The 12127-nt window shown below is 61.4% G+C and carries 9 protein-coding genes; 3 read left to right on the top strand and 6 right to left on the bottom strand.

Annotated features, from left to right (window positions below; genetic code table 11):
• Nucleotides 1-141: 141 nt before the first annotated feature.
• From ACMVPR_RS03930 to ACMVPR_RS03905, 6 genes are read right to left on the bottom strand one after another with little or no spacing between them, the layout of a single operon-like run.
• Nucleotides 142-1305, bottom strand: a complete 1164-nt coding sequence (locus tag ACMVPR_RS03930) for a M20 aminoacylase family protein (protein ID WP_416881801.1) — start codon at nt 1303-1305, stop codon at nt 142-144.
• Nucleotides 1306-1328: 23 nt separating this feature from the next.
• Nucleotides 1329-2498 (bottom strand): M20 aminoacylase family protein, encoded by a 1170-nt coding sequence (locus ACMVPR_RS03925; RefSeq protein WP_300583748.1) that lies wholly within the window; start codon nt 2496-2498, stop codon nt 1329-1331.
• Between the two features lie 59 nt (nt 2499-2557).
• Nucleotides 2558-3907: an NAD(P)/FAD-dependent oxidoreductase gene (locus tag ACMVPR_RS03920; protein ID WP_416881800.1), complete on the bottom strand. Its 1350-nt coding sequence runs from the start codon at nt 3905-3907 to the stop codon at nt 2558-2560.
• Nucleotides 3904-5070, bottom strand: a complete 1167-nt coding sequence (gene argE, locus ACMVPR_RS03915) for an acetylornithine deacetylase (protein WP_416881799.1) — start codon at nt 5068-5070, stop codon at nt 3904-3906. Before argE ends, ACMVPR_RS03920 begins: the two co-directional genes overlap by 4 nt.
• 16 nt (nt 5071-5086) lie before the next feature.
• The gene (locus ACMVPR_RS03910) at nt 5087-6010 is read right to left on the bottom strand and encodes an endonuclease/exonuclease/phosphatase family protein (protein WP_416881798.1); all 924 of its coding nucleotides are present in this window, start codon (nt 6008-6010) and stop codon (nt 5087-5089) included.
• Between the two features lie 31 nt (nt 6011-6041).
• A complete protein-coding gene (locus ACMVPR_RS03905; protein ID WP_416881797.1) occupies nt 6042-7862 on the bottom strand; it encodes an ABC transporter ATP-binding protein in 1821 nt (606 codons plus the stop codon).
• Nucleotides 7863-8127: 265 nt separating this feature from the next.
• On the opposite strand from ACMVPR_RS03905, the gene ACMVPR_RS03900 reads away from it, so the two are divergent.
• From ACMVPR_RS03900 to ACMVPR_RS03890, 3 genes are all read left to right on the top strand, one after another.
• The gene (locus tag ACMVPR_RS03900) at nt 8128-9834 is read left to right on the top strand and encodes a peptide ABC transporter substrate-binding protein (RefSeq protein ID WP_416881796.1); all 1707 of its coding nucleotides are present in this window, start codon (nt 8128-8130) and stop codon (nt 9832-9834) included.
• Between the two features lie 85 nt (nt 9835-9919).
• Nucleotides 9920-10957, top strand: coding sequence for an ABC transporter permease (locus ACMVPR_RS03895; protein ID WP_300583732.1), 1038 nt, complete (start codon nt 9920-9922; stop codon nt 10955-10957).
• Nucleotides 10950-11930, top strand: a complete 981-nt coding sequence (locus ACMVPR_RS03890) for an ABC transporter permease (RefSeq protein WP_416881795.1) — start codon at nt 10950-10952, stop codon at nt 11928-11930. Before ACMVPR_RS03895 ends, ACMVPR_RS03890 begins: the two co-directional genes overlap by 8 nt.
• Nucleotides 11931-12127: the final 197 nt, after the last annotated feature.

Genomic DNA, 12127 nt, shown 5'->3' with positions numbered 1-12127 from the left:
CAAGTAATCGCGGGTGCCCATAATGCCCGTGCGCAGCACGGGCGGAGCCCGAACCGCTCCCACGGGGCGGGCGCAATACGCTCAATTAACCAAATCGGCGGGCCATCGCAGCCCGCCGCTCCAAACTCGCTGACGACTCTTTTAGGCCGCAGGCATGCGCCGTTCGACGATCTCGGCCCACCAGGAACAGCCCGCCGGGATCGCCTCGTCGTTGAAGTTGTATTCCGGGTGATGCACCGCCGCGCTGTCGCCGTTGCCGACAAGGATATAGGCGCCGGGGCGTTCCTCGAGCATGAAGGCGAAATCCTCGCCGCCCATCACCAGCGGTGCCTCGTCACAGCCACCCGAGACCGCCTTGGCCACCTCGGCTGCGAACTCGGTCTGGTCCTCATGGTTCACCATCACGGGATAGCCGCGGTGGTATTTCACCTCGACCGACCCGCCGAACGTGGCGGCAATCCCCGAACAGATCGCCTTGATCCGGGTCTCTGCCAGATCGCGCATCTCGGTCGACATCGTGCGCACTGTGCCTTTCAGATGCACCCGCTGCGGGATCACATTGAACGCCTTGGACGAGGTCTCGAACGAGGTCACCGACACCACGACCTGATCAATCGGGTCGGCGTTGCGGCTCGCGATGGTCTGCAACGCCAGTACCGCCTGCGAGGCCATCACGGTTGTGTCTACGGTTTCCTGCGGCTTTGCGGCATGGCCGCCCTTGCCTTCGAAGGTGATGTCGAACTGGTCGGTTGCGGCAAAGAACGCACCCGGACGGATGGCAAAACTGCCCACCGGACGCCCCGGCCAGTTGTGCATGCCGTAGACCTCCTGAATGCCCCAACGGTCCATCATCCCGTCTTCGCACATCTCGCGGCCCCCGCCGCCACCTTCTTCTGCGGGCTGAAAGATCACCACAACCGTGCCATCGAAATTGCGGGTCTCGGACAGGTACTTGGCCGCGCCAAGCAGCATTGCGGTATGGCCGTCATGCCCGCAGGCATGCATCGCACCATCGATCTTGGATTTGTACTCCAACCCCGTCTGTTCGTGGATCGGCAGCGCATCCATGTCAGCCCGCAGCCCGATGACCTTGCCCGATGTGTCGGTCTTGCCCTTGATCACGCCCACAACCCCGGTGCGCCCGATACCGGTGACAATCTCGTCGCAACCAAACTCCTTGAGCCGTTCGGCCACAACTGCGCTGGTGCGGTGCGTCTCAAACAGGATTTCGGGGTTCTCGTGCAAATCGCGTCGCCACGCGGTGATTTCGTCTTGCAATTCGGCAAATCGGTTCTTCACAGGCATGAACTGCCTCCTTTTGTTGAGTGTCAGGCCGAGACCGGCATCCGGCGTTCGACCAGTTCCGCAAACCAGCTGCAGCCCAGCGGGATCGCGTCATCTGAAAAAACATAGGCGGGATGGTGGCACATCGGGGTGTCGCCATTGCCGAGGAACATATAGGCTCCGGGTCGGGCTTCAAGCATGTAGGAAAAGTCCTCAGCCGGCAGGATCGGATCGGTATCGTCATCCACGTGGTCCGACACCGCCCGCGCCGCCTCGACCGCATAGGCCGTCTGCTCTGGGTGGTTCACCGTCACCGGATAGCCCGGCATCCAGATCACCTCGGCTGTCGCGCCATAGGCCGAGGCCGTGTGTTCGCAGAGCGCGCGGATCCGCTCTTCGGCCTGCGCGCGCACCTCGGTAGCCAGGGTGCGCACCGTGCCCTGCATCCGCACCGAATGGGCAATAACGTTCGACGCGTTGCTGTCGGTCTGGAACGTGCCCACGGTCACCACCGCAGGCCGCACCGGATTGATGGTGCGCGACACAACCGATTGCAGCGCGACAACGATCTGCGCCGCGACCAGCGTTGTGTCCACCGCCTCATGCGGTGCTGCCGCATGGCCACCCTTCCCTGTCACACGGATTTCGAATTCATCCGAAGACGCCAGCAATGGGCCCGGTCGAATGGCGAAATGTCCAACGGGAATGCCGGGCGAGTTGTGCAGGCCATAGACCTCCTGGATATTCCAGCGGTCCATCAAACCATCCTCGACCATGGCCAGACCACCAGCCCCACCCTCTTCGGCAGGCTGGAAAATCAGCACGGCAGTCCCGTCGAAATTCCGGGTCTCGGTCAGGTATTGCGCCACCCCCAAGAGGATCGCCGTGTGCCCATCATGGCCACAGGCATGCATCTTGCCCGGAACGGTGCTGGCATAGTCCACACCAGAGGCTTCGGTGATCGGCAGCGCGTCCATGTCAGCCCGCAGCCCGATGACGCGCCCCTTGGTGTCGGTGCGCCCTTTGATCACGGCCACCACACCGGTCCGCCCGATTCCAGTGGTGATCTCGTCCACGCCAAAGCCGCGCAGCTTTTCGACGACAAACGCCGCCGTCTCGTGAACGTCATACATCAACTCAGGATGCTGGTGCAGATAGCGCCGCCATTGGGTGATGTCGCTGGCGTTCTCGGCAATGCTGTTCTTGACCGGCATGGTTCCTCCGTTTTGCTCGGGCGCAGCCTGACCGAGCCATCCGCCAAGGACAAGTGCTGTCAGAGTGCCGGGCCCAATTCCATCGCACTGCCATCACTGAATCGGGACAGCCGGAACCGCCGCAGGTCGTGCCCCGGAGCGTCGCCGCAGACCAGATCCGCCAGTACGCGACCCATCCCCGGCCCGATGCCGAACCCGTGCCCGCTCATACCTGTCCCAACCGTCAGACCGGGGATCGCATCGACCCGGTCCACCACTGGCACCACGTCCGGCATTGTGTCGATCATCCCTGCCCACATCGCGCGATACCGGATCGGCCCCACCTCGGGGAACAGCTTTTCCACCTCGACCGCCACCTTGCGCAGCTTGCCTGCATTGGGTTTCGGGTTCAGCACGCGGATGCCTTCGAACGGAGACACCTCATCCCCGTCCCATTGGCGCTTGGTGCCCCACGCATCAGGATAGCCCTTGGGGGCAGCCGGCAGAAACCGGGTGCCAAACGGATCAGCCATCAACTGCGCGCGGAATTTCGGGAGCGCGCGAAACGCATCCGGCCCGACGAACAATTCGTGAAAGCCACCTGCCGCAAGTGATGCCCCCCCATCGGCCCGCGTGCGAAAGGAAAACTTGCCCGCACCCGCAGCGCCTTGGTGCGGCAGATGCACAGGCTCTGTCGCGCCGACACTCGCCCGCACCGACAGTTGCGGGATCGACACCCCATGCGCCCGCAGGAACAACGACGACCACGCACCACCCGCGACCACCACGTCGGAACAGGCGATACGCCCGGCCTCGGTGAACACGCCTGTGATACGCCCGGCCTCCAGGTCCAGCTTACGCGCGGCGCAGCCTTCGACAATCACAGCACCTTCGCGCACGGCAATTCCGGCCAACGCAGGCACCGCGACCCAAGGCTCAGCCCGCATGTCGGACGGTGTGGTGATCGCACCAGCATACCCACCCTTGGCCAGCTCCGGGAACCGTGCCTTGAGACCCGCGCGATCCAGCAGGATCGTGTCCACCCCCTGTGCCGTGGCATGGGGCAGCCAGTCGGCATAGACCTGCAACTCTTTCTCGCTCTCGGCCAGATAGGTCACACCTGACCGTTTCAGCCCGATATCCACATTGGTCTGGCTGGCAAGCTCGGTCCAGAGGCGGTTCGCCTCGACCATGATGGGAAGTTCGTCCGGGTCGCGCCCCTGTTGCCGGATCCAGCCCCAGTTGCGCGAAGACTGCTCTCCCGCGATACGCCCCTTTTCCAGCAGCACCACCCGCCGCCCCTTGCGGGCAAGGTACAGCGCCGTGCAGACGCCAATGACACCACCGCCGACGACCACCACATCGGTCTCAGACGGAAGCGGCCCGCCAAAGGCAACCGGGCTTTGTTCGGAAATCGGAAAAGGGATCATGTCGAGAGGTGATCCAGCAAACGCTCCATGAACGCCTGTCCTTTGTTAAATTGGTCAACCGTGATGAATTCATCCGGCTGGTGCGCGACGGCAATGTCGCCGGGGCCGCACACAACCACCGAATAACCCGCGCTTTGGAAATGGCTCGCCTCGGTGCCATAGGACACGTATTGCTTGCCGTTGTCCCCGGTCAACTGCCGCACAAGCGTCTCGGCACTGCCCGCATCGTCGGACTTGAACGGCGGCAAGGCAGAGTTCGGCGTGATCTCGATCCATGTTTCCGGTCGCACGGCCTGCATCTGCGCCTCGACCTCGGCCACAGCGGCGCGCAGTCTGTTGTCCCAGTGTTCCAGCGATTCACCGGGAACGACGCGGATCGTCATGATCAGTTCGCAATCCTTCGCGGTGATGTTATGCGCGGTGCCGCCTTGGATCACACCCACATGCACATTCGTGTAAGGCGGATCGAACATTGCAGCCACGGGCGCAGGCGTCGCGGCGGCGCTTTCGTCGTTCATCCTGTTGGCCCATTCGATCAGCTTGGCGCCATACATGATCGCACTTACACCGGTATGCATAACCGAAGAGTGCACCTCGAACCCGTGAACATGAATGGTGTAGCTGACACTGCCCTTGTGCCCCGTCACCGCCTTGAGCATCGTCGGCTCGCCCACGATCACCGTATCGGCGCGGGGAACGACCCCCTGCATTGCCTCGATCAGCGGCGGCGCTCCGGTACAGCCGATTTCCTCGTCATAGCTCAGCGCGATCTGCAACGGCCTTTGAACCCCGCGATGATGCGCCTCGACCAGCGCCCAGATGGCGAGCGCGTCAAAGCCTTTCATGTCTGTGCAGCCACGCCCGTAAAGCTTGCCATCTTTCTCGGTCACGGTGAAGGGATCCGTACTCCACGGTTGACCATCGGTGGGCACAACATCCGTGTGCCCGGACAGAACCACCCCGCCGTCGACCTCGGGCCCGACATGGGCAAAGAGCGCGGCCTTGGTCGGATCGTCGGATTTCACGTGGCGATGGCTTTGAACTCCGTGTTCCGTCAGATACGCCTCGACCCAGTCGATCAAAGGCAGGTTGGTGTCCCGGCTGACGGTGGGAAATTTTACCAATTGGTCAAGAATGGCACGCGGCGTCAGGCGGTTTTGCATAATCTCACTTTGCGGATCAGGGCAGCAGGTAGTCAGCGTAGACCGGATGATGATCCGAAGGCCATTCGCCGTCAAACCTCTCTTGCAGAACAACCGGCCCTGCGTCCAGCGTCACGTTCGGCGTCCGCGCCAGATGGTCGATGGCCCCCAACACATGCACACCGCGATTCAGGTGATATGTGGCCCCCGACGTACGGTCGAACACGACACCCAATTCTTCCAGAATATCCATCGTCTGCGCCCCGTGCAGCGCGTTCAGGTCGCCGACCAGAAACACCGTTTCGCCCGCGTCAATCCAAGGCTTGATCCGATCCCGTGTCAGCGCCGCAGACAAAAGCCTGTTTGACCGGCTGGAATATTCGAAATGCACATTCACCACCCTGAACCGCGCTCCGGTCCCGCGGTCTTGGAACTGCGCCCATGAGGCAAAGGCAGGGAACGACCCGTTGAACGTGCGGGAATAGATGACGTCAGGCGTATCAGAAAAGAAAAACCACCCCTGATCAATAGGTTGCAGCCTGTCTTTCAGGTAGAGCAAAGGCTGTGTCGTCGGAAATGTCCGCCAATCACCTTTTGCCGCCACTCCATAATCGGGGTTCCCCGCAAGCAGATGATCGCGGGCAAGGTTGACGGATCCGTCATCGCCGCGCTGAAAGCTTTCCATCTCTTGAAACGCGACCACATCGGCGTTCAGCGCCTTGAACGCACTGTCCAGCGGCCCCTTGCGCCGTTCCCAATCGCCGACCGACCATGCCCCGGTTTCCCGGTCGAGCCAGATGTAGTGCACATTGTAACTGGCGATCCGCAGCGCATCGCCCTCAGGCGGCGCAACGGACACATTGCCCTCGCTCTGGGTCACGTGCAGCGCACATGCCACCAATGTCAAAAGCGCGAACACCGCAATCAGGCCGCGGCCAAGCCATCTCAGAACTCGTACCATGCGCGCACCCTAGCCGCGTTTTTACAAAGTATCAGTAGCCACTGTCGGTGATCAGCACTTTGTGACCAGGTTCCACTTCGCGGTAGATCGACGGTTCGGGTTTATAATCCAAACCGTGAATCGGTGACGGAATTGGCTTGAAGTTCAAGTCCTTCTCGGACTTGCGCTTGCGCGGGTCGGCAATCGGCACCGCTTTCATCAGGGCCTGCGTGTAAGCGTGCTGCGGATTCTCGAACACCGCACGGCGCGGGCCAAGTTCGACAATCCGTCCAAGATACATCACGCCGACATGGTGGCTGACCCGTTCGACCACCGCCATATCGTGGCTGATGAAGAGGAAGGAGAGACCCAGTTCGGCCTGCAATTCCAGCATCAGGTTGAGAACCTGCGCCTGTACGGACACGTCGAGCGCCGACACCGCCTCGTCCGCGACGATCAGCTTGGGATTCAGCGCCAAGGCCCGCGCAATGGCGATCCGCTGGCGCTGGCCGCCGGACAATTCGTGCGGATAGCGCTGCATGAAGCTGCGCGGCAGCTCCACCCGGTCGAACAGATTCTCGACCTTCTTCTGCATCTCCGCCCTCGACCCGATGCCAAAATTACGCAGCGGCTCCGACACCTGATCAGACAGCTGCATCTGGGGGTTCAGCGAGGCAAAGGGGTCCTGAAACACCATCTGCATGTCGCGCCGGGCCTCGCGCAGTTCGGGTTGCGTCAGCGCCATGATGTTCTTGCCATCAAGGAATACACTGCCCGACAACGGCTCGACCAAACGCAGAATCGACCGGCCCGCCGTGGATTTGCCGCATCCGGATTTGCCCACAAGGCTCAGCGTCTGCCCCTTGTTCACCGTGAAAGACACATCCTCGACCGCATGCACATTGGCCACGGTCTGGCGGAAGAACCCGCCTTTGACCTCGAACCGCGTGGTCAGGTTCTTGACCTCGAGAAGCACCTCGTCAGACCCGGTGATCGGTGGGACTTCGGACCCGTCGCGCCCCAAGAGCCGCATGGGTCGCGGCAGATCTGTGCCCGTCATCTCGCCGAGCTTGGGCACCGCCGCCAGAAGCGACTTGGTATAGGGATGCTGCGGGTTCTCGAAGATCTCCTGGACCGTGCCTTCTTCCACCTTGTTGCCACGGAACATCACCACAACGCGGTCGGCCATCTGCGCCACCACGGCCATGTCGTGGGTGATGAACATCACGGCGGTGCCGGTTTCCCGCTTGAGCCGGTCCATCAGGGCCAGAATCTCGGCCTGAATGGTCACGTCCAGCGCCGTGGTCGGTTCGTCCGCGATCAACAGGCGTGGCTCACAGGCCAGCGCCATCGCGATCACAACACGCTGACGCATCCCGCCGGACAGTTCGTGCGGATATTGCTTCAAACGCCGCTCTGGTTCCGGGATGCGCACCTGCCGCATCAGATCGAGCGCGCGGGCCTCAGCCTGCGCCTTGCTCATGTTCTTGTGCAACCGCAACCCTTCGGTCAACTGCTTGCCCACGGTGAACACCGGATTGAGGGCCGTCATCGGCTCCTGAAAGATCATGCCGATCTCGTTGCCACGGATCGTGCGCATCAAGTCCTGATCCGTCTTGGACAGGTCCACCTCGCCCGCATCCTTGCGGTCGAACAGCAAACGCCCACCCGCGATATCCCCGCCGCCAAATTCGATCAGCCGCATCAAAGACAGCGATGACACCGATTTGCCGGATCCGGATTCGCCCACCACGCAGACGGTTTCGCCCGGATTGATCTCAAACGAAACATCCTCGACGCCAACCACAGTCCCGGACTTCGTCTGAAACTCGACTCGGAGGTTTTCGATTTTGGCGATGCTGCCATCCGGCATGGGCGCGGTCCTTTTTCTGTCGTTGCCCAAACGCTAACCGACGCGGGGCCAGAGTCAAACGCTGTCTCGACGTCGCTCCTGTTATCGCTCCCACGGGACTTGCATTTTGCTCAAAAGCTGTTTCGATAAGCGCACAGGGGGACAAAGCCGAAACAATGTCAGGGCGGTTTCGAAGCAAATGCACAGAAACCAAGAAAGATTAGGCGTCGGACGATCCCACCAATGAAAACGACATGGGAACACTGTGTCCAACAAGGAGAGACCTATGAAACTAAAATCCCTACTTCTGGGGGCCGCCGCCGCTGTTGCGTTTGCACCCGCTGCCTTTGCAGAGCGTGGTGCCGATGGCGAGGTCAAGATCATCTATTGGCAAGCGCCCTCGATCCTGAACCCGTTCCTCTCGGGTGGTACAAAGGACGTGGAATCGGCCTCGATGATCGTCGAGCCGCTGGCCCGCTATAACGAAAAAGGCGATCTGGTGCCTTGGCTGGCCGAAGAGATCCCGACCGTCGCCAATGGCGGCGTCAGTGAAGACCTGACCAAGATCACATGGAAGATCACTCCGGGCCTGCTCTGGTCGGATGGCACGCCGTTCACCTCGGCTGACGTGGCCTTTACCCATGAATACTGCACCCATCCCGAAGGCGGCTGCGCACAGCAGACCAAGTTCAATGGCGTGACCAGCGTCGAAACACCGGACGACCTAACCGTTATCGTGAATTTCGACGGCCCGACGCCGAACCCGTACGGCCCGTTCGTCGGCGGTGAAAGCCCGATCCTGCAGAAAGCGCAGTTTGCGAACTGCCTCGGTGCCGCAGCTTCGACCTGTACGGAACAGAACTTCAACCCGATCGGCACTGGCCCGTTTGTGGTCGATGAATTCAAGCCGAACGACGTGATCACCATGTCGGCGAACCCGAACTACCGCGATCCCGCGAAGCCCGCCTTCGCAAGCGTGACCTTCAAGGGCGGCGGCGATGCCCGCGCAGCCGGTCAGGCCGTGATGGAAACTGGCGAATTTGACTACGCCTGGAACCTCCAGCTTGCGCCCGATGTGATCGCGCAGATGGAAGCAGGCGGCAAAGGCGTGCCGGTTGCCGGCTTCGGCCCACTGCTGGAACGCATCATGGTCAACCAGACCAACCCAAGCCCGGACTTGCCGGAAGGCGAACGCTCGACCGCGATGCATCCGCACCCGTTCCTCAAGGAACCCGCGGTCTACAAGGCGATGTCGATGGCCATCGACCGTCCGCTGCTGGTGGAAATCGGCTACGGTCAGGCCGGCAAGGTCGGCTGCTCGTGGGTTCCGGCACCCGAAGCTTTCGCCTCCACATTCGAAGGCTGTGACGTTCAGGACATCGACGGCGCCAAGGCGCTTCTGGATGGCGCAGGCATCGTCGACACCGATGGCGATGGCGTGCGCGAGCACAATGGCGTGCCGCTCTCGATCCTGTACCAGACCTCGACCAATGCCGTCCGTCAGGACTTCCAGGCGCTGATCAAGGAATGGTGGGAACAGATCGGCTTTGAAGTCGAACTGCGCAATGTCGACGCGTCGGTGTTCTTCGGCGGCGACGCGGGGTCGCCCGACACGTTCCAGAAGTTCTATGCGGACGTGCAGATGTACGCCAACACCTTCAACGGCACGGACCCGCAGTCCTACCTTGGCAACGGTCTGTGCGGCAACGCGCCTCGCCCCGAAACGCAGTGGCAGGGTGAAAACATCAGCCGCTTCTGCATGGAGGAATTCGACGCGCTGCACGCAGAGCTGACCAAGACCGCCGACATGGCCGAGCGCCAGCGCATCGGTCGCGAACTGAGCGCGATGATCACCGACAATGGCGGGATGATCCCGCTGGTGCACCGTGGCCGCCTGTCGGCCCACGCAAACAGCCTTGGTGGCGTTGTTCTGAACGTCTGGGACAGCGAACTCTGGAATGTTGCGGACTGGTATCGCATCAAGTCCAACTGATCCCTGTCAGTGATGGTAGGGTGGGCCCTGTGCCCACCCTGCTTTTCGATTTCCGCAAAAGACTTATGACCCGAGGCGCCACCCGATGCTGACCTTCGCCGTCCGACGACTTGTTCTCGCCGTTCCGACGCTTCTGTTCATCAGTTTTGTCATTTTCATGCTTCTGCAACTTGCGCCCGGTGATCCGATGGCGCAGGTGCCTCTGACCGTCCCCGCCGAGGTCAAGGAGAAGATGCGGCAAGCCTTGGGGGTCGGCGAACCACCCTTGGTGCAATACTGGAAATGGCTGGTTCAGGTCTTCTGGATCGAACCCAAGGTCTTTATCGACTACCTGACCAATTCCAGCACCTTGCTTGGCTGGCTGCCGGACACCCAGCTTTATCAGGGTGAACTGCGCGTGATCTCGTGGCAGACCCGCAGCCCGGTGATGGACATCGTCATCCAGCGGATCCCGCAAACACTCTGGGTGGTCGGTCTTGCCTATGTGGTGGGCATCCTCATCGCCCTGCCCATCGGTATCTACTCGGCCTACCGACAGTATTCGGTGTTCGACCAGTCCGGCACATTCATCACGATGATCGGCTTTTCCATCCCGCCCTTTTTCACCGGACCGCTTCTGATCGTGATCTTCTCGGTTCAGTTGGGATGGTTTCCGTCAATCTATGACACGACCCTCGTGGTCGACAGTTGGGCTGCCTTCAAGCTTCAGCTGCAACAGATGATCCTGCCGGTGATGGTGCTGGCGCTGCAAACCACCGCCCAGATCAGCCGGTACATGCGCGCCTCGATGCTCGACAACCTCAATCAGGACTACGTCCGCACCGCCCGCGCCAAGGGCCTGAGCGAAGCTGTGGTGGTCACGGTTCACGTCCTGCGCAACTCGATGATCCCGGTCATCACCGTGATCGCGCTCAACGTCCCGTCGATCTTTGGCGGCGCGATCATCACGGAAAACGTGTTCAAGGTGAATGGCATTGGTCAGCTTCTCATCACGGCCCTCTTTGCCAATGACCTGCCCATGGTGATGACACTGACCTTTATCTTCGCCGTTCTGATCGTGCTCTTCAACCTGATTGCCGATATCCTCTACGGCCTTCTCGACCCGAGGATCCGCTATGACTGAGCCCGTGAACGCGACCCCGACCCAGATCGAAGCACTGGCCGACAAAGGCCCGCTCGCGCCGCCGCGCAGCCAGTGGAAAGACGTGTGGGATCAGCTCCGCAAACACAAGGGCGCGATGTTCGGCGGCGGCTTCCTCGTCTTTATTACGCTGGCTGTGATCCTTGGCCCCTATCTCTGGCAGGTCGACGCGCAAAAGCTCGACATCCGCAACAAGGACCTGCGCCCGATCTGGACCGCACTCTGGGATGCAACGGCCAAAACAGCGTGGAACCGCCCCTTCGGCACCGACCAGCTGGGCCGCGACCAACTTGCGCAAATCCTGCAGGGTGGACGCACCTCGATGGCCGTGGGCTGGGCTGCAATGGTGCTGAGCCTGATCATCGGCACGGTTGTCGGCGTGCTGGCGGGGTTCGTGCGCAAGGCGGACGGGCTGCTGATGCGCCTCACCGACCTGTTCCTGTCGCTGCCGATCCTGCCGCTGCTGCTTGTGGCCGTGACCCTGTTCCGCCAACCCCTGCGCGAGGCGTTTGGCCCTGAAGGCGGCATGTTCGTGCTGATCGTCGGCATCATCGCGATCACGAGCTGGATGCCGACTGCCCGTATCGTGCGCGGCGACATCCTTGCCCTCAAGGAACGCGAGTTCATCCTGGCCGCGCGCTCCATCGGAACCACACCGTTCCGCATTGTGCAACGCCACCTGCTGCCCAACGTGCTGTCTCCGATCATGGTGTCGGCCACCTTGGGCCTTGCCACGGCGATCATTACGGAGTCCGCCCTCAGCTTCCTTGGTGTCGGCTTTCCTTCGGACTTCCCGACTTGGGGCAAGATGCTGGCCGACGCGGTGCAACGGATGCAGCAATTCCCCGAACGGGTGTACCTGCCCGGCATCGCGATCTCGTTGACGGTGCTGAGCGTGAATTACCTCGGCGATGGTCTACGCGATGCGCTTGACCCGCGTATCCGGGGACGCTGAACCAGACAGGTAGAAAAGACCGGCAGAAAATAAGATCAATTGGATCGGGGTGGCTGCCCCGCCCTGAACGTCGCCTCCGATTTTTCCTGAAAAATCGGAACGACGTTCAGAAATCAGCCAAAATTACAGGAGCCGATCCCCAAAACCGCACCTCTTGCTGCACCCGCCGGCCTTGTCACAGGGAAATTTTCCCGCCA

This window comes from Marivita sp., from assembly GCF_048006345.1.
In the GTDB taxonomy this organism is placed as follows: domain Bacteria; phylum Pseudomonadota; class Alphaproteobacteria; order Rhodobacterales; family Rhodobacteraceae; genus Marivita.
Note: the sequence above shows the minus strand (reverse complement) of the source record. Positions and strands in the feature narration are given on the sequence as shown.